Annotated in this window: 19 protein-coding genes and 1 pseudogene; 14 read left to right on the top strand and 6 right to left on the bottom strand. The window is 59.0% G+C overall.

What is annotated here, in order from left to right; all coding sequences use genetic code 11:
- Nucleotides 1-495 precede the first annotated feature (495 nt).
- The 7 genes from HNO52_RS20870 (at nt 496) to HNO52_RS20840 (ending at nt 6,271) form a co-directional block, all read left to right on the top strand.
- On the top strand, nt 496-1,167 hold the full coding sequence (locus HNO52_RS20870) for a response regulator transcription factor (protein WP_197567051.1): 672 nt from the start codon (nt 496-498) through the stop codon (nt 1,165-1,167).
- A 708-nt stretch (nt 1,168-1,875) separates the two neighbouring features.
- Nucleotides 1,876-2,580 carry a LuxR C-terminal-related transcriptional regulator gene (locus tag HNO52_RS20865; protein ID WP_197567050.1) on the top strand — a complete coding sequence of 235 codons (705 nt, stop codon included), beginning with the start codon at nt 1,876-1,878 and terminating at the stop codon, nt 2,578-2,580.
- A 46-nt stretch (nt 2,581-2,626) separates the two neighbouring features.
- A complete protein-coding gene (locus HNO52_RS20860; protein ID WP_197567049.1) occupies nt 2,627-3,133 on the top strand; it encodes a CsgE family curli-type amyloid fiber assembly protein in 507 nt (168 codons plus the stop codon).
- Nucleotides 3,134-3,162: 29 nt separating this feature from the next.
- Complete coding sequence (locus HNO52_RS20855; protein ID WP_232090429.1) at nt 3,163-3,591, top strand: curli assembly protein CsgF; 429 nt, start codon at nt 3,163-3,165, stop codon at nt 3,589-3,591.
- Nucleotides 3,592-3,626: 35 nt separating this feature from the next.
- Nucleotides 3,627-4,439, top strand: coding sequence for a CsgG/HfaB family protein (locus tag HNO52_RS20850; protein WP_232090427.1), 813 nt, complete (start codon nt 3,627-3,629; stop codon nt 4,437-4,439).
- Between the two features lie 210 nt (nt 4,440-4,649).
- Nucleotides 4,650-5,138, top strand: coding sequence for a hypothetical protein (locus HNO52_RS20845; protein ID WP_197567047.1), 489 nt, complete (start codon nt 4,650-4,652; stop codon nt 5,136-5,138).
- A gap of 167 nt (nt 5,139-5,305) precedes the next feature.
- Nucleotides 5,306-6,271: a hypothetical protein gene (locus HNO52_RS20840; protein ID WP_197567046.1), complete on the top strand. Its 966-nt coding sequence runs from the start codon at nt 5,306-5,308 to the stop codon at nt 6,269-6,271.
- A 77-nt stretch (nt 6,272-6,348) separates the two neighbouring features.
- Here HNO52_RS20840 and HNO52_RS20835 read toward each other — a convergent pair whose 3' ends face one another.
- The 6 genes and pseudogenes from HNO52_RS20835 to HNO52_RS20810 form a co-directional block, all read right to left on the bottom strand.
- Entirely contained in the window at nt 6,349-6,723 is a 375-nt protein-coding gene (locus HNO52_RS20835) for a hypothetical protein (RefSeq protein WP_197567045.1), read from the bottom strand.
- Between the two features lie 7 nt (nt 6,724-6,730).
- Nucleotides 6,731-7,975, bottom strand: coding sequence for a P-loop nucleotide/nucleoside kinase family protein (locus HNO52_RS20830; RefSeq protein WP_197567044.1), 1,245 nt, complete (start codon nt 7,973-7,975; stop codon nt 6,731-6,733).
- A 28-nt stretch (nt 7,976-8,003) separates the two neighbouring features.
- Nucleotides 8,004-9,293: a glutamate-1-semialdehyde 2,1-aminomutase gene (hemL, locus tag HNO52_RS20825; protein ID WP_197569331.1), complete on the bottom strand. Its 1,290-nt coding sequence runs from the start codon at nt 9,291-9,293 to the stop codon at nt 8,004-8,006.
- Between the two features lie 189 nt (nt 9,294-9,482).
- Nucleotides 9,483-10,262, bottom strand: a pseudogene (gene thiD, locus HNO52_RS20820) (bifunctional hydroxymethylpyrimidine kinase/phosphomethylpyrimidine kinase); the annotation flags it as partial.
- Nucleotides 10,263-10,276: 14 nt separating this feature from the next.
- Nucleotides 10,277-10,708, bottom strand: a complete 432-nt coding sequence (hemJ, locus tag HNO52_RS20815) for a protoporphyrinogen oxidase HemJ (RefSeq protein ID WP_197567043.1) — start codon at nt 10,706-10,708, stop codon at nt 10,277-10,279.
- Nucleotides 10,709-10,755: 47 nt separating this feature from the next.
- The gene (locus HNO52_RS20810) at nt 10,756-12,513 is read right to left on the bottom strand and encodes a chloride channel protein (RefSeq protein ID WP_442907085.1); all 1,758 of its coding nucleotides are present in this window, start codon (nt 12,511-12,513) and stop codon (nt 10,756-10,758) included.
- 141 nt (nt 12,514-12,654) lie between these two features.
- Here HNO52_RS20810 and argC point away from each other — a divergent pair, with 141 nt between their 5' ends.
- From argC to rsmG, 7 genes are all read left to right on the top strand, one after another.
- A complete protein-coding gene (gene argC / locus HNO52_RS20805) occupies nt 12,655-13,689 on the top strand; it encodes an N-acetyl-gamma-glutamyl-phosphate reductase (protein WP_197567042.1) in 1,035 nt (344 codons plus the stop codon).
- A 95-nt stretch (nt 13,690-13,784) separates the two neighbouring features.
- Nucleotides 13,785-14,138: an iron-sulfur cluster insertion protein ErpA gene (gene erpA, locus HNO52_RS20800; RefSeq protein WP_197567041.1), complete on the top strand. Its 354-nt coding sequence runs from the start codon at nt 13,785-13,787 to the stop codon at nt 14,136-14,138.
- 79 nt (nt 14,139-14,217) lie between these two features.
- Complete coding sequence (locus HNO52_RS20795; protein WP_197567040.1) at nt 14,218-14,982, top strand: transporter substrate-binding domain-containing protein; 765 nt, start codon at nt 14,218-14,220, stop codon at nt 14,980-14,982.
- A 107-nt stretch (nt 14,983-15,089) separates the two neighbouring features.
- Nucleotides 15,090-15,761, top strand: a complete 672-nt coding sequence (locus tag HNO52_RS20790) for an amino acid ABC transporter permease (protein ID WP_197567039.1) — start codon at nt 15,090-15,092, stop codon at nt 15,759-15,761.
- Between the two features lie 11 nt (nt 15,762-15,772).
- A complete protein-coding gene (locus HNO52_RS20785) occupies nt 15,773-16,546 on the top strand; it encodes an amino acid ABC transporter ATP-binding protein (RefSeq protein ID WP_269476070.1) in 774 nt (257 codons plus the stop codon).
- A 529-nt stretch (nt 16,547-17,075) separates the two neighbouring features.
- A complete protein-coding gene (gene mnmG, locus HNO52_RS20780) occupies nt 17,076-18,971 on the top strand; it encodes a tRNA uridine-5-carboxymethylaminomethyl(34) synthesis enzyme MnmG (RefSeq protein ID WP_197567038.1) in 1,896 nt (631 codons plus the stop codon).
- The gene (gene rsmG, locus HNO52_RS20775; protein WP_197567037.1) at nt 18,968-19,633 is read left to right on the top strand and encodes a 16S rRNA (guanine(527)-N(7))-methyltransferase RsmG; all 666 of its coding nucleotides are present in this window, start codon (nt 18,968-18,970) and stop codon (nt 19,631-19,633) included. The genes mnmG and rsmG overlap by 4 nt, the downstream gene beginning before the upstream one ends.
- Nucleotides 19,634-19,655: the final 22 nt, after the last annotated feature.

The raw sequence follows: 19,655 nt of genomic DNA, 5'->3' as shown, positions 1-19,655 counted from the left end.
TGTTTCTTAACAGGCGCCTCCTTTTACGTCTGATCGTACTAAGCAAGGCCAAGATCAGAAACGTAAGTTTTTAACAAAGATACGCTGAGTAATAGGTAGTAGATGTACAACGCCAGGGAAACGCAGAAAAGGCCCATTCGCTGCAAATAGGAATGAAAAGATGCCTCCTTGCGAGGCCTTCGGTCTAATACTCCTAGCACCGACAAATCGACAAGCTTTTTGTTACGCTGCTATGTCGATTCTGCACATCAACAAGCCAACTTATTGTTTTTAAAGGAAAGTAATTAAAAAATAAAAGGGTAGCTTTCCACTTTTTCTTCGCAGCCACTCCCACAGATGGTTGTGAGCTTGAAATACAATAAAAAAAGTAATAAGCAATTTTTTTTTATGAAAAAAAGATATTAACCTCTTTGCTATTTTTGACCGAGACTCCAAAAATGCAGAGAATTACATTTCTTTACACGTTTAATTACGAATCAACAGGGGGAAGGAAATATGACAAGCATGGCCTTTCGGATTTTCCTGGTCACCGCCATCAATCCCCAATCTAAGCTGTTCATTGAGCATCTTCAGGTCCAACTGGAGCATGAGATCATTGCTGTCGACACCGAGACCATGCCATCCTTGGGTGAGGGAAAGGACATCCTGGTGATTCTCGACCTGGATCATTTGAGCGAAGCGACCATACAGCGCTGGCAGGCCGCAGCGGATGGCAAGGAGAACATCAGTCTTGCTGCCTTCAACGTGCGTGATGAAGGGCACGCTGTGGAGCTGCTCTCATCCCTCAATCTACAGGGAATATTCTATCGCAATGACAGCGTCGAGCTGATTTGCAAGGGAATCGAGGCGCTTCACAGCGGCAGCCTCTGGATGTCGCGTACCTTGATGTCACGCATGATCCAGTTACTGCGCCGCCAGCAGATGAACTCCTACCGACCGGCCTGTGGATTGACGCAGCGCGAACTGGAAATCATCGGGCTTCTCGGTACGGGAGCAACCAACTCGGAAATCGCCGAGAAGCTGTTCGTCAGCGAACATACCGTGAAATCTCATCTCTACAATATCTTTAGGAAAATCAAAGTTCATAACCGCCTGCAAGCGATGAACTGGGCCAGACGGAACCTGTTCAGTGTGCCTCCTAGCTGCAAGCGAGAAGCTAGGCACTGAGACCAGCAAGGAAGAGGGGGTCCGTACCCACCGGGATACCCACCAGAGACCCCCGAATGTCGGGGTGCTGCTGGTTCGGGTCTCTGATCGTTCCCTCAAGATAGTGGCGGCACTCTTCTAGCCAACGGCTTCGAATGGGTGCTGTGCCGGCCCATGGCAAGCCAGCAATTCCCCTGTTCGGTCTACTTCCGACGGCTCCACAGCGAGGAATTGTAAGGTGAGCTGGTCGCCTGGCCGCCTGGCGGCTTCACTGCATAAGCCATGACGCCCCTTAAGAACACGACAGGCCGACAACCTTCTCGAGCTGAATATGGTATTCAACGACCGACACCAACCATAACGGAGAGGATTCTTCCTCACGCACCATAGCCGGCCGTGGAAGCGTTCGCGGCAAGTACCGCATGGGCAGACTCTAAGACAGAACGTTATCGAACGTAACGAGCAAGAACTGAATGAATTAAATTCAGCGAGATGCGAAACGATGTGAGAATTACTGAAGACAAGAACGAAATCAAAGTGCGTAAGCACATGATACTAAAGAATTTAATTTAGAAGAATGGAAAACCTAGTACTGCTTAACTAGACAAAACACACTATAACATAACTTTACAAAACTGCTACGCTTGAACCAAGATGTTTCCAGTCCTTTTCGTCAGACCCGGCAAGGTCACACCAAGAAAAAGGAATATCGATCAGGGGAAAAAGAGCATGGAACTTGGAAAAGGGATTATCCTGCTAGCTACCGAAAGCAACCCACAAACTCAGCTTTTCGTCTGTTACTTACACGAGAAGTTACAACGCGACTTATACATCGTACCTCCAGAGGTGCCTGAAGGCGCAGTCGACCTCATGGAAGAAGAAGACGATTCTCGTACCATTGTGCTTCTGGATATCGACCATCTCGAAGAAGCGGTCATCCAGGCATGGCAGGCACAATATCAACATCAGCCAGGATGGGTGTTGACGGCTTTCAACATAAAGGATGAAGAACATGCCGCGCAGTTGCTAAGCCTCATGCAGCTGAAAGGCGTCTTTTACCGCAACGATAGTCTCGAAATGATCTGCAAGGGAATCCAGCGACTGCTGGCAGGTGATTTTTGGCTGTCGCGCTCGCTGATGACGCGATTGATCGACTTTTACCGCCGCCAGCAGATCAACTGCTATCGCCCCGCCTGCGGCATCACACAGCGCGAGCTGGAAATCATCGGCCTGCTCGGCTCTGGCGCCTCCAATACCGAGATCGCCGAGCTTCTCTTTGTGAGTGAACATACTGTGAAATCGCATCTTTATAACATTTTCCGCAAGATCAAGGTTAACAACCGTATGCAGGCCGTGAACTGGGCCCGCCAGAACTTGGGGCCCCCTCCCCCGCAGGCGCTAAGACGGTGCGATAGAGCCTCATCCCGTCACTGATTCGAGAGCGAACAGGACAATGGCTTTCTTTCACGCGAAATCGTCAATGGCCATCTTGTTGCTGGCGTTTGGCTCCCTTGCCTTGGCCGAGGTGGAAACGCCGGGCGCCGGACTGCCTGCGGTGCCAAGGGAGCCGTCGGTTCCTCAGAGCCCGATCGAAGGGGAGGAGGCGCTGGAAGAAGGAAAGGCAACGGAAGAACTGTCCCGTCAGTTCCGCTTGGACGAGCCAGGCCTGTCAGGCGTGATAGTCGACCGCACCATCACCATGATGGGGAAGACTTTCTATAGGCGTTTCAGCCAGTTGAGTTCGGAAAGTCACATTCTGTCCAGCACGACGCTGTCCGTACACGAGCGCCCCGATGCCCGCTGGGGAAGCCAAGTCTGGGTCGCGGAGAACAATCGCATCCTCTTCCAGGCCGCACTCCCCCCCCGACTTAGCGATATTGATCGGTATGCCGAGGTGGCCGTCGAGCAGGTGGAACAGCTCCTGGTGCAACGCAGCATCATGCAAGCGATCGAGAGCGACCCGGATCTGGCCGACGAAGAAATCTAGTGGAAAAGGTTTACTAGAAGGAGAACACCATGAAACATGCACGCTCACTACTACTGAAGTTCTCTCTTGTCGGACTGCTCTTCTCCTGCTCCTCGGGAGCCCAGGCGGGGGAACTCATCTATCGCCCCATCAATCCTTCATTCGGAGGGGATCCCCTGCTGGGCAACCATCTGCTCAACAAGGCCCAGGCGCAGGATACGCACAAGGATCCCAACGCTCCGGATTTCGGTGGCTTCTCAGAAGTCGATTTCTTCCTCCAAGATCTGCGTGCCGATCTCATCAACCGTGCCATCGACGATGCGCTCGATCCCAACAACCCCGGAGGAAGCGAGAGCGTCATCGACAACTCTTCGCTCAACGTCAGGTTCGTCAACGCGGGGGGCGGTGCATTCCAGATGGTCATCACCGACAAGAGGACGAACGAAGTGACGCGGATAGATTTCGGAACGCCATTTTAAGGGGCTCGAACATGAAAGCACTAAGAATCGGTTTCATGTCAGGACTGATCTTCCTTGGCGGATGCGTCGGCATGGTCACTTCTCCCGAAGGACTGGAGGGAGCGCCGGCTACCCTGGCCCCACGTGCCGGTACGTATTACGACTTGACAAGCCTGCCACGCCCGGCAGCCCCGATATTCACGGCCGTCTATGATTTCAGGGATCAGACTGGTCAGTACCGTCCTCAGCCCGCCAGTACCTTTTCGACGGCAGTGACGCAAGGTGGCGCCGCCATGCTGAGTTCCGCTCTGGCGGACTCGGGCTGGTTCGTACCCCTGGAGCGTGTAGGGCTGCAGAATCTACTCACCGAGCGCCGCATCATACGGGCCAACCTGGAGAGAAACGGACGCGAACAAGAACTGGGCTCGCTGAACGCGGCACGCATCCTGATGGAAGGGGGAATCATCGCCTACGACTCCAACATGAAGACGGGCGGCGTGGGGGCAGAGTACTTCGGCATCGGATCGTCCGGTCAATATCAGGTCGATCAGGTTACCGTCAACCTCCGCGCCGTGGATATCGCCACCGGTGAAGTTCTGGCTAACGTTACCACCAGCAAGACGGTCTACTCATACGAGGTTCGTGCTGGTGTCTATCGTTTCGTCAGCTTCCGCCGTCTGCTGGAAGCCGAGGCAGGTTATACACACAATGAACCGGTCCAGATGGCCGTAATGTCGGCAATCGAATCCGCCGTCATTCATCTCGTCACCCAGGGAGTCGACCGAGGGCTTTGGAATCTTGCCAACGCTGCAGATCGTGATCACAAGATACTCATGGCTTACCGGGAATCCTCTCCGCCGATGCTATGAAACCCTTCTATTTCAAGGCGCCAAAAACATTGGCGCCTTTTTTACGCATTGAAGAACAGTAATTTTGAATTTAAAACGAGAAGAGTCATTCTTGCGGAGACCCTATGGGTGCTAAAAAAATAATACTGAAATTAAGACATACGAATTATGGAAGGTCTTCTCCCGCAAGACGATACTGTTACAGAACGTAAAAGCACAGAGTAAGTTGCCATGAGAAAATACGGGTTTGTTCTTTTTGCGATAGGAATGGCTCTGCTGGCAAACGCCACCATGGCGACCGATCTCATGTCGAGTTCGGAACTCGGTCCTGAGCCGGCGGGAGTCTTGCATCGCCAAAATGCCACTGTATACCAGGCTGGCTACGGTAACGATTCCAGCATTATTCAGAGCGGTATTGATAACAACGCCCAGATCATGCAGCTGGGCTCGGCCAATGCAGCCAATGCAAGGCAAATGGGGGCGGGTCATGAGGCTCGGATAGTGCAGTCCGGCGCTCAACTGGAAGCTTCAATTCTGCAGAAGGGTTACGGACATGATGCTGAAATCGTGCAGGCCGGATACGGCAAGGAGGCCACCATCAATCAGCATGGCGTACACGGCAGCGCCGAGATCCACCAGTTGGGAAGCCAGCGCACCAGCCCCATCACCATTACACAGTTCTCACGGGGGCAGGCAGCCGTTCATATCTACCGTTATTAACGCTGCCGTTCCAGGTTCGTGGTAAAGATGCAGGAAGCATGAGCAATAAAAAGGAAAAAAGCGCTTAAACCGGAAGTGGCAAACGGGAGTGATAGCCAAGCTATCGCTGTCGAACCCCACCCTGGCAGCAGAGGCTTACCCAGGGATCTCAACGAGAGGGAATAAAGATGAAGTTCAAGATGACAATCATGGCAGCGGCTATCGCCTTCTCAGGTACGGCTCTGGCAAACCAGAATGAGTCATATATCGACCAAGAAGGCATCAACAATAATACAAGTGTGACACAACTCACCCAAGGCGCAGGAAGCAACATCTCTGACGTCACACAAACGGGCGCCTACAATGACGCAACCGTACTCCAAAAAGGGTGGGAGGGCTATAACGAATCAGCCATCGATCAGGAGGGTGTGGGAAATCGCGCCAATGCCCTGCAGCACGGGACAACGAACAGCGCTAACCTGGCTCAATCCGGAGCGTACAATTCTTCTGAAAGCCAGCAGTACGGTAGCCGGAACGCTCTTCAGGTTGACCAGGAAGGGGTTAAGAACAATGCCACCTCTTACCAAAATGGCTGGAGAAACTTTGCCGAGGTCAACCAGAGCGGCAGCTTCAACGACTCTGACGTCGTTCAGTGGGAAGACAAGAATTTCGCGCTGGTGAACCAGGAGGGCACCAAGCTTTCCTCCGACATTACTCAATCCGGCGACTACAATTACGCCGATGTTGACCAGAGCGGAAGCTTCAACGACTCTTCCATTGATCAGGACGGCACACTGAACAAGGCGATGGTGCGCCAGAGTGGGCTGAAAAACGACTCCGACATCGAACAGAATGGGAAATATAATACGGCGACGGTGGAACAAAGCCGCTATAACAACGATGCCGTCATCACCCAAAACGGCCGTTACAATACATCCGACGTGATGCAGAGCGGCTTTAACGATGTGGCATATTCCTCCCAGACGGGTCTGGGCCATGATTCGTCCATCAGTCAGTCGGCGTTGCCGGGTTTCTTCGGTGGGCTGGCTAGCTTGGCCAGCAACAGTGCCACACATGTACAGATGGGCGTCAACAACTCCGCCGTTACCACCCAAGTGGGCGGGGGCAACACGGCTTACGTTCACCAGAACTAAGCCTGCAGAAAAAGGGCCTGCCACCTTTGGCAGGCCCTTTCTTTCAGATTAGAGGAAAAGGGCAAAGAGGCGCGTTCTTACCTGATTTGCAAGCTTAGCTGGCTATTCTCGCCACGCGAACTCGAGCGACTGACGTTTCCGCCTTTGCGAACCTCTACCGTCAGGCTTCCCTCCGTCAGCTGTCGCACGCTGGCTTCCAGCGCCTCGCCTCGATACCGATGCTCGCTAGGAACAATTTCCGCCAACTCATGCTTCTCTATCACATCCTCTCGATGGATTTTCAGCGTCGCCACGAAACGTGTGCCCGGCTCACCATCAAATACAATGTCAATGACATTTGAGGCGCTGTCGTCCATAGGTTTTACGACTCCCCGCGATGTGGAGCGGTCGCCCGCTGCGAGGTCGCTCATTCCGATACAGGCAACCAGCAAGGTGATGAGCAATTGTCTCATTGCAGCCTCAGCTATAACTCAGCCTTATCCGTTTCTCTACCAGCATCGCCAAGGTATCACCGACATGCTCGGCGGTGGTATCGAGGTGCAGCAGATGCTGACGCTCCTCGTCGCTGAAATCCTCATACGAGGCCAATTGCCGGTTGAGTACCTCAAGGCTCGTTGCCGGGTCGCCCCCCTGGCGGCTGGCGCGCTTGGCGATGCGTGCCCTGAGAGTTTCGTCATCGGCTTCGAAGCTGACGAAAAGTACTGGCAAGCCGCGTGCCTCACCTTGCTGTCGCAACAATTGGCGTTGGGCACGTGTCAGGCAGGTGGCATCGATGCAGGTAGGGATGCCGCCATTCAGCAGAAGTCCGGCCAGGCTGGCCAGGCGCTGGTAGGTACGCTCGGTGGTTTCCGGGCTGAAGATATCCACAGCAGGTATCGTCTCTACTGCTTGTGGAGAAAGTCCGAAAAGTCGCCGCCGCTCGGCATCCGAACACAGCCTCACGGCACCCAGCCGCTCGACGATTTCAGCCATGAAGCGGCTCTTGCCGCTGCCCGATACACCGACACCGATGATAAGCGGAGGAAAACGGAAGTTGGAAACCCACTCGGCCAGTTCGAGGTAACGCCGACACTCCGTCATGATCTCGGCCAGGTGAAACGCCGTGCCGCGACCCGATTCCCAGCGCTGCAGTGCTCGGCGGGCCCCCGCGAGCGAGCGACAAACCGCAAACACGGAAACGAGACGTGAGAGGGAGTAGTCCCCCGATAGCCGTAAATAGCGATCGAACGCATAGTGGGCCAGCCGGGTTTCATCGCGGACATAAAGCCCCACCAGCAGCGAGACCAGATCGAAGCCCGAGTCGAGGCAGCGCTTGGCCAACGGATCCGATGCCTCCAGATCGAGGGCATTGGACATGATCAGGCGCTGCCGATCGAACAGCGACATGGCCTGGCGACCGACGACCCAGCTTGGGCGAGGTTCGCCACGCTCGTGGAACCACGGCTCGAGTCGTACCAGCTCTTGTTCCAACCACTCTTTCAGCCCGTGCAGGCGTCGCCGGTCCTCCTCGCCTGTCAGACGAGCGTCGAGCTGCTTCACCTCATCCTCAACCAATGAACGGGTTGCTGCCAGGCAACAGGACGAACCTACGTAGGGAAGGTCATCGACAATCGTACGATGGGAAGCCACCAGCGAATCGATCAATTCATCCAGACCGAGAGCAGTGGATGGAGACGTCTGGCAGTTCGCTGAGGTGGCATCCATATTCATTCCTTGTGGCAGTGGCGCCTCGTCAAGACTGGTGCACCTGAGCGAAAGCCTTCTCGGCGGCATCCAGCGTCAATTGAATGTCTTCCGGCGTATGAGCGCTGGACATGAAGCCCGCCTCATAGGCCGAGGGCGCCAGATAGACACCTTCATCCAGCATCGCCGCAAAAAAGCGACGGAATGCATCGGCATCGCAGGCAGTGGCCTGGGCAAAGTTGTCGACCCGGGACTGCCCGGTGAAGAACAATCCGAACATGCCACCAACGCGCTGGGTGATCATGTCGATGCCTGCAGCATCGGCGCGCTCCTGCAATCCGTGACATAGCGTTTCCACACGCTGAGCCAGGGCATCGTGGAAACCGGGTTCGCGCAGCTTGGTCAGCAGGGCGATGCCTGCCGCCATGGCCAGCGGGTTACCCGCGAGCGTGCCCGCCTGGTAGACCGGCCCCAGCGGCGAGATCATTTCCATGATCTCGCGCTTGCCGCCGAAGGCGCCCACCGGCATGCCACCACCGACGATCTTGCCCAGGCAGGTCAGATCGGGCTCGATGCCGAAGTGAGCCTGGGCACCGCCCAAAGCGACGCGAAAACCGGTCATCACTTCATCAAAGATCAGCACACTACCGTACTCGGTGCAAACCCGGCGCAGGGTCTCGTGGAAGCCGGGCAGCGGCGGAATGCAGTTCATGTTGCCGGCAACCGGCTCGACTATGATGCAGGCAACCTCGTTGCCTATCTCCTCGAAGCAGGCCTCCACCGCATCGATATCGTTGTAGGCCAGCGTAATGGTGTGCTCGGCCAGGGAGGCCGGAACGCCAGGTGAGCTGGGCTCGCCATGGGTCAGTGCACCGGAACCGGCCTTGACCAGCAGCGAGTCGGAGTGGCCGTGATAGTTGCCCTCGAACTTGACGATCTTGTCGCGTCCGGTGAAGCCCCGCGCCAGCCGAATCGCGGACATGGTGGCCTCGGTACCCGAGTTGACCATGCGCACCATATCGATCGACGGAATCATCTCGCAGATAAGGTCGGCCATTGTGGTTTCGATGGCGGTCGGCGTGCCGAAGGAGAGCCCATTGTCGAGTCGCTCGCGCACCGCACCGAGCACATCCGGATCGGCGTGACCGGTGATCATCGGCCCCCAGGAGCCGACATAGTCGACGTAGCGCTTACCTTCCACGTCGAACAGGTAGGCCCCTTGGGCTCGCTCGATGAACACCGGGGGCCGATGAAGCCCCTTGAAGGCACGCACGGGAGAATTGACACCGCCGGGAATGTGGCGGCAGGCCTGTTCGAAGAGCGTTGCGGAAGTAGTCATGTCAGCCTCATTGCTGTCTCGAAAATGGTTTGACCCCGTCATGGGAAAAGCCGGGGTTGCCTCACCCGGCCTGTGGATAACTTCTTGGATAACATTGGAGTCACTGTTAAGGATGCGCTGATTTTCGCTCATGCCATTGGGTTGGGTCACGTCCTGCAATGGATGGCACTGGATATCCTGAAAAACCGTACGTCGCGGTAGCGCCTGGCCATTGCCCGGCTGCCAGGCATTGGCCAAGGCCCGCCAGGTAAATTGCTGGGCCTGCTCGCAGGCAGAGCGCAGTGATTCATCAGCGGCAAGCCGCGCCGCCAGAGCGGCAGCCAGAGTGCAGCCCGAACCGTGAAAACTGCCCGCCAGCCGCGGCCAGCGCCAGGCGAAGCGTTCGCTTCCGTCGTAAAGAACCAGTTCGACCTGATCATCAGGTACGCCGGTTTCTGGATCGTCGCTACCGGTCACCAACACGGCGCGACAGCCGAGCGACAGCAACCGCTGGACTCGCGTCTGGTCATCCTGGGCCTGCGGCCCGGCAAGGCGCACCAGCTCGAGACGATTGGGAGTCAGAATATCCACAAGAGGAAGCAGGCGGGAACAAAAGGCATCGACCAAAGTCGCTGTGGATAACTCTTTTCCTCCTCCGGCCTTGAGCACCGGATCAGCCACCACCGGCACCTGCGGGTGCGCCTTGACGATATCCACCACGGCCTCGAGCGCCTCGTGACTGGCCAATAGCCCGATCTTGATCGCCGCCGGGCGAAACGTGGCAAGCTGACCCGCCATGTCGCGGATCAGATCCGCGGGTACCGGCTCCACACGCTGCACATCGTGGCTGTCCTGCACCGTCAGGGACGTCGGTACCGTCATGGCCCAGCCGCCACAGGCGGCGATCGCTTCACTGTCAGCGATGAGTCCCGCCCCGCCAGTCGGATCGTGGCCGGCCAGCACCAGCACGACCGGGGATTGTCGATTCATATGGCTCGGCATGGTCAGAACGGCTTGAGTACGACCAGGATCACGATGGCGAGCAGCGCAATAACCGGCAATTCATTGAACCAGCGGAAGAAGACATGGGTACGCCGACAGCGGCCCGCAGCGAACTGCTTGAGATAGACTAGACAGGCATGGTGGTAAATCACCAACAGCAACACCAGTGCCAACTTGGCATGCAACCAGCCCATGCCGAGCCATTGGGGCATGAGGTATAGCAGCCAACCGCCCAGAACGATCACGGCAATCATCGACGGCGTCATGATGCCGCGGTAGAGCTTGCGCTCCATCACGCGGAAATAGTCGATGGCCTGCTGCTCGCCCTTGTCGCGTGCCATGGCGTGGTAGACGTACAGGCGCGGCAGGTAGAACAGTGCCGCGAACCAGGTAACGACGGCCACGATATGCAGAGCCTTGATCCAGAGATACATTCAGTCTCCTCGGAGAACACCGCCGACATGGGGTTTTCGTCAATACATCACTTCAGCGAATAGTAACGCTCGATGGAACCGCGGGTTATGATACCGGAAATTCGCTTGTGCTTCGGGCGCCGGCCCTGTTCCACGTAAAGCGCATCGACCGCCTGGTCGTTGAGCCGCTCGAAGGCTTCCGACAGGGTCGCCTGCTGGTGGATCGGGACCATCTCCAGGCGCAGCCCAGGTACCTCGAGAAGGTCGATCAGCGCCTCCTCGGTGGTGATCTCCTCCAGCTCCTGCTCATCGATCAGCGCCCGGGCCAGGTCGGCCGCCTTCAGAGCCAGGGTCGGTTTGTCGCCGGATGAGCGAAGGATCAGGATCCAGACCGGCTTGGCAGCAAGCAACGTACGAGCCTGGTCACGGGTCACCATGCGTGGCGTCGTCACGAAGCTACGCTCCATCACCGCCGGCACCGAAATCCGCGAAAGCGCCTGCATCAGAGGCTGCTGCAGCGGGTGCAGGCCATGGCGGGTCACGCTGATGAAAAAACCGTCACAGCGGCACAGCTGGCGGGTCGTCAGCCCCGAGACCACTACTGCCAGCATGCCCGGCAGGATGATGTTGGGGTTGTGAGTCAACTCCAGCAGCGCCATCAGCGCGGCCAACGGCGCCTGCAGGACCGCTCCCATCATCGCCGCCATGCCGAGCATGGCGTAGAAGCCTGGCTCCACGCCCAGTTGGGGAAATAACCACGCCCCCACCAGGTCGGCCAACGCTCCGGCTGCGGCGCCGACCACCAGCACCGGGCCGATGATACCGATGGGAATACCGCTGGCCACGGTGATTGCCGTCAGCAGCAGCTTGGCTATCACCAGCGCCAGCAGTACGTCGACGGTCAGATTTCCCGCCAGCGAAGCATCCAGGCTGTCGTAGCCGATGCCCTGCACGTCGGGATACCACCACGCCACCGCCGCCGTGACCAGCGCCACCAACGCCAGGCGCAGCACCACCGGCAGGCCACTGATGCGTTCGCTTCTCGCTACATGAATGAACAGGCCGCCCAGCAGCCCGATGAACAGCGCCGTGATCACGAGCCAGGGCAGATTCATCAGCGAACCCAGGCTGACGCTGGGTACCTGAATGGCCGGTTCCGAACCGTATACCAGGATGGCCATCAAGGCGCCCATGGTAGAGGCCAGGATAACCGGCATGAAGCCGGCGATAGTGTATTCCATCATCACCACTTCCATGGCGAAGATGACGCCGGCTATCGGGGTATTGAACGATGCCGAAATGCCTGCTGCCGTACCACAGGCCACCAGTACTCGCAGGCTGTTGTGCGGCAGGCGCAGCTGCTGGCCCAGGCCGCTGGCGGCGGCCGCACCGAGATGGATTGCCGGCCCCTCGCGTCCGGCGGACAGACCACCCACTACCGTTACCACACCGACCCACCACTGGTTGATCCAGTTGCGCAAGGGGAAGCGGCCCTGGTGGTAGGTAAGACGCTCTATCACATGAGCGACGCCCAGCTTGCGTGCCGCCGACGGCTGGCGCCACAGGAAGATGCCGATCAATACCACGGCGATCAGCGGCAGGCTCGAGCGCACCATCGGCGACAGCCCTTCGAAGGCTTCGTGGTTGCCTTCCGGCATGAACAGCAAGCCCCCCAGCCCGAGCAATAGCCGGAAGCCGACCATCACGGCCCCCGTCACGAGCCCCGAGACGACCCCCAGTACACACAGCTGGGGCAGCGCATCGACACTGGCCAGCTTGCGGCGAAAGCCTTCCAGGCTGAAGTTGGGAAGCGAGAGGCGCGGCACGGCAAGTTTCCTGTGCAAACGGTTCCTGGGAAGCATCGTCAAGGCGGTTGAGTCGCCGCCCCCTCTCTTGTGTATCATATCCGGACAGGACGGTCCTGCTGCGACCGCTCCCAGCCAGGCTAACTTCGAAGGAGTCGCGTTGTGATCAAGGTCGGAATCGTCGGCGGTACCGGTTATACCGGCGTCGAGTTGCTCAGGCTATTGGCCCAGCATCCGGAGGTCGAGGTCGAAGCCATCACTTCGCGCTCCGAGGCTGGCATGCGAGTCTGCGACATGTACCCCAACCTGCGCGGTCATTACGACGATCTGGCTTTCAGCGAGCCCGACCCGCAGCGTCTGGGCGCCTGCGATGCGGTGTTCTTCGCCACACCACACGGCGTTGCACACGCCCTGGCCGGCGAACTGCTCGCCCAGGGTACCCGGGTGATCGACCTCTCGGCCGACTTCCGCCTGCGCGACGCCGAGGTGTGGTCGGAGTGGTACGGGCAGCCACACGGTGCACCGGAGCTGCTCGACGAAGCCGTCTATGGCCTGCCCGAGATGCATCGCGAGCGCATTCGTCAGGCGCGTCTGATCGCCGTGCCCGGCTGCTATCCCACGGCGGTACAGCTAGGGCTGCTGCCGCTGCTCGAGGCCGGGCTGATCGACGCCGACCATATCATCGCCGACTGCAAGTCTGGCGTGACCGGCGCCGGACGCGGTGCCAAGGTACCTTCGCTGCTGGCCGAAGCCAGCGAATCGATGAAGGCCTACGGTGCCTCTGGCCATCGCCATCTGCCGGAGATCCGTCAAGGCCTCGGCGATGCCGCCGACAGGCCGGTGGGTCTGACCTTCGTGCCCCACCTGACGCCGATGATTCGCGGTATCCATGCCACTCTCTACGGGCGCCTCACCACCGAGCCGGGCGATCTGCAGGCACTGTTCGAACAGCGCTTCGCCGATGAATCCTTCGTCGACGTGATGCCCAGCGGCAGCCACCCCGAAACGCGCAGCGTCAAGGGCGCCAATGTCTGCCGCCTGGCGGTACATCGTCCCGCTGGCAGCGACACCGTCGTGGTGTTGTCGGTGATCGATAACCTGGTCAAGGGTGCCTCGGGCCAGGCGGTACAGAACCTCAACCTGATGTTCGGCTTCACCGAAGACGCCGGACTCGCTGCTCCCGCCCTGATGCCCTGATGGCGCAGTCCCGTCCCCGGTAATAGTTGACCTTTTTACTGGGGATTGGGGATAATTCGCCGTTAGCCATTCAATTCAGCTCAGGGAGGCCCCCCATGAGCGGCGCAGAATCCTTCGTGCCCACTCCCATGATGCTCTCGGACGCTGCCAGGAAGCGGCTTCAAGGGCTCCTCAAGGAAGAGGGCAAACCCGACCTCAAGCTTCGCGTCTACGTGACGGGAGGCGGCTGCTCGGGCTTCCAGTACGGCTTCGACTTTGCCGAATCGGTCGATGACGACGACACCCTGATCGAATTCGGTGAGGTAGCCCTGGTCGTCGATGAGCTTTCCTACCAGTACCTCGTGGGTTCCACCGTCGACTACGAGGAGGGGCTCGCCGGTGCCCGTTTTCTGGTCCAGAACCCCAACGCCACGACCACCTGCGGCTGTGGTGCCTCCTTCATGGTCTAACCCCTTGACTTGACGCTTCCCTGTGGACTCGCCATGGTTGAAAGGCGTAACGCCACAACAATTCACCATGGGGAAACGTATGAAACGACAAGTGAAGACGGCCACCCTGGTTTCGGGCATGGCCTTGGCACTCGGCCTTGCCGGCTCAGCCTCTGCCAGCGAAACGCTCGACGTGGTCACCGACCCAAGCTTCGTCCCTTTCGAGATGATGGATCAGGAAAGCGGCGAAATGGTCGGTTTCGACATGGACATCATCGCCGCGGTCGCCGAGCGAGCCGGATTCGATTACGAACTCAACACCATGGATTTCAATGGCATCATCCCCGCCGTTCAGACCGGTAACGTGGATATTGCCATCGCCGGTATCACTATCACGGAGGAGCGCGCCGAGATCGTCGACTTCTCGGACCCCTACTACGATAGCGGCCTGAAGATCCTGGTGCGTGCCGGCGAGGATGGCGTCGAGGAGATCGAGGATCTCGCAGGCAAGACCATCGCCACCAAGGTCGGCTCCACCAGTTACGACTTCCTGCAGGAGAACCTCGGCGACAGCGCCGAGATTACCCCCTACCCCGGCAGCAGCGACATGTACATGGCACTGCTCGGCGGTAGCGCCGACGCCGTGTTCTACGATGCCCCCAACGTCGCTTACTTCGCCCAGACCCGCGGCGAAGGCCGGGCCAAGGTGGTTGGACCGCTATACGAGGGGCAGCAGTACGGCATCGTATTCGTCAAGGGTAGCGAATGGGTCGAACCCGCCAATGAGGCACTGGCCGAGATGCGCGATGACGGCACTTACGACGAAATCCACGAGAAGTGGTTCGGCAGCGCGAACGACGAGTGATTGCCCAGCGATCCTGACGCGGGGTCGGGTCGTTGGACTCGACCCCGCTGCGTTGTCATCTGTCCGCGCCTCTAGATCCCGAGACGCGTCTTGACCGGAGAACCCAAGTGGACGTCACCTTCCAATTCGACTGGGAGGCGGCCTTCGCCTCCATTCCCTTTCTGCTGAAGGGGATCCCCTATACGCTGCTGATCTCTTTCGGCGGCCTGGCCATCGGCTTTTTCATCGGCATCCTGTTCGGCCTGCTGCGCATCAGCCCCATCGCCTGGCTACGTGTGCCGGCAATCGCCTACATCGAGATCTTCCGTGGTACCCCGGTGCTGGTCCAGGTGCTGTTCATCTTCTATGGCCTGCCCCAACTGCTTGGCGGTCCGATCAATGCCCTGGTGGCCGGTATCGCCGCCATCGCGGTGAACTCGGGAGCCTATATCTCGGAGATCGTGCGCGGCGGCGTTCAGTCGATCGAACGCGGCCAGCGCGAGGCCAGCCTGTCACTGGGACTCTCGCGAACACAGTCGTTCCGCTACATCATCTGGCCCCAGGCGCTTCGCCGCATGATTCCGCCGCTCGGCAACCAGGGGATCATCAGCATCAAGGACACTTCGCTGTTCTCGGTCATCGGGGTCGGCGAGCTGGTGCGCCAGGGCCAGGTCTATATCGCCACTACCTTCAACGCCCTGGAAGTCTATCTCATGGTCGCCCTCCTCTATCTGGCGATAACCCTGAGCCTGTCATTGGCACTGCGCCTGCTCGAGCGCAGGGGCCTGGTTGGACAATGAAGGAGCGCGACATGAACCGAGACAATACTCCCTCCGATGCCGCCCTCATCGTGCAAATGGAGAAGGTCAACAAGCACTTCGGTGAGTTGCACGTGCTCAAGGACATCGACCTTACGATCCGGCCTGGTGAGGTGGTGGTGGTCATCGGTGCCAGCGGCTCCGGAAAATCGACCCTGATTCGCTGCATCAACGGCCTTGAGGAGTTCCAAGCCGGCCATATCGAGGTCGACGGCAACGAATTGCTGCCCTATGGCAAGAGCAGCCGTGCGCTGCAGACGATCCGCACCGAGGTCGGCATGGTATTCCAGCAGTTCAATCTTTTTCCCCATCTCAGCGTACGCGACAACGTCACACTGGCGCCGATGAAAGTGCGCGGCTGGAACCTCGCAGATGCCACCGAGACAGCCAATCGCCTACTCGAACGTGTGGGGATCGCCGACCAGGCCGACAAGTACCCTTCCCAGCTCTCCGGAGGCCAGCAACAGCGCGTCGCCCTGGCGCGGGCACTTGCCATGGAGCCGCGGCTGATGCTGTTCGACGAACCCACTTCGGCACTCGATCCCGAAATGATCGGTGAAGTGCTCGACGCCATGCGCGAGCTCGCTCGCGAGGGCATGACCATGATCATCGTTACCCACGAGATGGGGTTCGCCCGTGAAGTCGCCGACCGTGTCGTGTTCATACATCGTGGGGAGATCGTCGAACAGGCCGCTCCCGACGTGCTGTTCGACTCCCCCCAACACGAGCGTACCCAGAGCTTTCTCTCTCGCGTGCTCAAGCACTAGCAGCTTCCCCGATACGCTCTTGCGAAGCCCTGACGCCATCGTCAGGGCTTTTTTTTGCCTGTGGATAAATTTTTTTTGAAAACGCCTCTTTCTTGCTTCCAGGGTGCATGGTTGGTGCCTACGTCATGTTCGCGGCCGGTTGTTCACAATCGCGGTAACAAGTCCGGTAGGCGGCGGTGGAAAAGAGGTGCAGCGTTCGCGCTGTGGAAAAGCATGCTTTTCATCCACAGGCTCGTCACCGGCCGCCCTCAGCTCGTCACCCTTTTCTCAGCGCAGAAGTCAACAATGCAAGCTTTTGATGCCAAAAGACTAACCAGGGTTATCCACGGTTTTTGTCCACACTAGTAGTAACAACCACAACAGAACTTCTCTCTTTTAATCATTCTGTTTTGTTTATCCAGAAGAGGGAAAGAGGCTTCCTTGCGAGTGGGTGTGGAAAACCCCTGACGCTTACCCACAGGAGGTTTATACTGCCAGGCTGATTTTCGTCCCTAGGCAATATCTGCGCACAAGCGCAACGAGGTGCACCTTGGAGTATCCCGACCGCTTTGACGTCATCGTCATCGGCGGCGGCCATGCGGGAACCGAAGCCGCTCTGGCCTCCGCTCGCATGGGCTGTCAGACCCTGCTACTGACCCATAACATCGAGACTCTCGGGCAGATGTCGTGCAATCCCGCCATTGGTGGGATCGGCAAGAGCCATCTGGTCAAGGAAATCGATGCCCTGGGCGGCGCCATGGGCCTGGCTACCGATCTCGGTGGTATTCAGTTCCGTGTGCTCAACGCACGCAAGGGCCCTGCGGTTCGTGCCACCCGGGCCCAGGCCGACCGCGTACGCTACAAAGCAGCCGTTCGCGGCTTGCTCGAGAACCAGGCCAATCTGACGATCTTCCAGCAGGCCGCCGGCGACCTGCTGGTGGACGACGACACCGTACGAGGCGTGGTCACCGAGACCGGGATTCGCTTCCTGGCCGAGGCGGTGGTGCTGTGCACGGGCACCTTCCTCGGTGGCGTAATCCATATCGGGCTCGATCAGAGCCGCGGGGGGCGCGCCGGGGACCCGCCTTCCAACGCCCTGGCCGAGCGTCTGCGTGCGCTGCCGTTCCGTGTCGATCGGCTCAAGACCGGTACGCCGCCAAGGCTGGACGCCAAAAGCGTGGATTTCTCGCAGCTCGAGGAGCAACCCGGCGATACCCCGACTCCGGTGATGTCCTACCTGGGACGGCGTGACATGCATCCGCGTCAGGTAAGCTGTCATATCGCCCATACCAACGAGCGTACCCACGAGATCATCTTCGCCAACCTCGATCGTTCACCGATGTACTCCGGTGTGATCGAAGGCGTTGGGCCGCGCTACTGCCCGTCGATCGAGGACAAGGTGCACCGCTTTGCCGACAAGGCGAGCCACCAGATATTCATCGAGCCCGAGGGGCTGGATACCCATGAGCTCTACCCCAACGGGATTTCCACCTCGCTGCCCTTCGACGTGCAATTGCAGGTGGTGCGCTCGATCAAGGGGCTGGAAAACGCCCACATCACCCGGCCCGGTTATGCCATCGAGTACGATTTCTTCGATCCCCGCGATCTCAAGCACTCACTGGAAACGAAATTTATCCACAACCTGTTCTTCGCCGGACAGATCAATGGCACCACCGGCTACGAAGAAGCCGGCGCCCAGGGGCTGTTGGCGGGGCTCAACGCCGCACGTCGTGCCAAGGAGCTCGAGGCGTGGTGGCCGCGGCGTGACGAGGCCTACCTCGGTGTGCTGGTCGACGACCTGATCACCCTGGGTACCAAGGAGCCGTACCGCATGTTCACCTCGCGCGCCGAATACCGGCTGTTGCTGCGCGAGGACAATGCCGATCTGCGCTTGACCGAAGCCGGTCGCGAACTGGACCTGGTCGACGACACGCGCTGGGCCGCGTTCAGCCAAAAGCGCGAGGCGATCGAGCGCGAGAGCGCGCGGCTCAAGGCCAGTTGGGTCCAGCCCGGCACTGCACCTGCCGAGGCCATCGCGGCCAGGACCGGCAAGCCGCTATCCCGCGAGTACAGCCTGCTCGATCTGCTCAAGCGCCCCGAGCTCGGCTATGTCGACGTAGCCCATCTCGCAGGCGAGCCGGTCGACGACGAGGCAGTGGCCGAGCAGGTGCAGATCCAGGCCAAGTACCAGGGCTACATCGATCGCCAGCAGGACGAGATCGACAAGCTCAAGCGCCATGAGGCCACCCCGCTACCGACCGATCTCGACTACGCCCGGGTCGAGGGGCTTTCCCATGAGATTCGCCAGAAGCTCGCCGAGGCTCGCCCCGAGACCCTGGCCCAGGCGTCGCGAATATCCGGCGTGACCCCGGCAGCGGTGTCGATTCTGCTGATTCACCTCAAGAAGCGCCGCCTGATCGACGACTCGCGAGTGGCCAACGGATGAGCGATCCCATCACGTCACAGGTGGAATCGCGTCTCGACGAAGGGTTTGCCTCACTGGGCATCGATATCGAAGGCGCACAACGCGAGCGGCTATTGCGTCTGGTCGGGCTGTTGCACAAGTGGAATCGCGCCTATAACCTCACGGCGGTACGCTCACCGGAAGAAATGGTGGTCAGGCACCTGCTCGATAGCGCGGTGGTACTGCCCTTCATCGACGAGGCGCCGCTGCTCGACGTGGGGGCCGGGCCGGGCCTGCCGGGGTTGGTGCTGGCGATCTTGAAGCCGAGCCTGGCGGTTACGCTGCTCGACAGTAACGGTAAGAAAGTGCGCTTCCAGCGTCAGGCGGTGATGGAGCTCGGGCTCGATAACGTCACTCCCGTGCAGGCCCGGGTCGAGGCCTTCGAACCGCCGGCGGGCGGCTACGTTCAGGTGATTTCACGGGCCTTCGCCAGCCTGACCGACTTCGTGCAGCTGACCGATCATCTGCTGGCGCAAGGCGGCCACTGGCTGGCAATGAAGGGGCCGGCCGCCGCCGAGGAGATGGCCAAACTGGATGCCGGGCTGACCATACGCGAGCGTCATGCGCTTGCCGTGCCGTTCACCAGGGGGGAGCGTCAGCTATTGATCGTCGAGCGAACCGATTCCAACCCAGGCCGCTTGTGAGCGTGCCTTCGACGCAAGGAAG

Source organism: Halomonas sp. MCCC 1A13316, from assembly GCF_014931605.1.
In the GTDB taxonomy this organism is placed as follows: Bacteria; Pseudomonadota; Gammaproteobacteria; order Pseudomonadales; family Halomonadaceae; genus Halomonas.
This window is presented reverse-complemented; position numbering and strand designations above follow the sequence as displayed.

What these genes read in the sequence shown, in the direction of transcription:
- HNO52_RS20840 (WP_197567046.1), top strand. Translation starts at nt 5,306, where the DNA reads ATGAAGTTCAAGATGACAATCATGGCAGCGGCTATCGCCTTCTCAGGT.
- erpA (WP_197567041.1), top strand. Translation starts at nt 13,785, where the DNA reads ATGAGCGGCGCAGAATCCTTCGTGCCCACTCCCATGATGCTCTCGGAC.
- HNO52_RS20870 (WP_197567051.1), top strand. Translation starts at nt 496, where the DNA reads ATGACAAGCATGGCCTTTCGGATTTTCCTGGTCACCGCCATCAATCCC.
- hemJ (WP_197567043.1), bottom strand. Translation starts at nt 10,708, where the DNA reads ATGTATCTCTGGATCAAGGCTCTGCATATCGTGGCCGTCGTTACCTGG.
- HNO52_RS20785 (WP_269476070.1), top strand. Translation starts at nt 15,773, where the DNA reads ATGAACCGAGACAATACTCCCTCCGATGCCGCCCTCATCGTGCAAATG.
- hemL (WP_197569331.1), bottom strand. Translation starts at nt 9,293, where the DNA reads ATGACTACTTCCGCAACGCTCTTCGAACAGGCCTGCCGCCACATTCCC.
- rsmG (WP_197567037.1), top strand. Translation starts at nt 18,968, where the DNA reads ATGAGCGATCCCATCACGTCACAGGTGGAATCGCGTCTCGACGAAGGG.
- HNO52_RS20860 (WP_197567049.1), top strand. Translation starts at nt 2,627, where the DNA reads ATGGCCATCTTGTTGCTGGCGTTTGGCTCCCTTGCCTTGGCCGAGGTG.
- HNO52_RS20855 (WP_232090429.1), top strand. Translation starts at nt 3,163, where the DNA reads ATGAAACATGCACGCTCACTACTACTGAAGTTCTCTCTTGTCGGACTG.
- HNO52_RS20835 (WP_197567045.1), bottom strand. Translation starts at nt 6,723, where the DNA reads ATGAGACAATTGCTCATCACCTTGCTGGTTGCCTGTATCGGAATGAGC.
- HNO52_RS20850 (WP_232090427.1), top strand. Translation starts at nt 3,627, where the DNA reads ATGTCAGGACTGATCTTCCTTGGCGGATGCGTCGGCATGGTCACTTCT.
- HNO52_RS20795 (WP_197567040.1), top strand. Translation starts at nt 14,218, where the DNA reads ATGAAACGACAAGTGAAGACGGCCACCCTGGTTTCGGGCATGGCCTTG.
- HNO52_RS20865 (WP_197567050.1), top strand. Translation starts at nt 1,876, where the DNA reads ATGGAACTTGGAAAAGGGATTATCCTGCTAGCTACCGAAAGCAACCCA.
- HNO52_RS20830 (WP_197567044.1), bottom strand. Translation starts at nt 7,975, where the DNA reads ATGGATGCCACCTCAGCGAACTGCCAGACGTCTCCATCCACTGCTCTC.
- HNO52_RS20845 (WP_197567047.1), top strand. Translation starts at nt 4,650, where the DNA reads ATGAGAAAATACGGGTTTGTTCTTTTTGCGATAGGAATGGCTCTGCTG.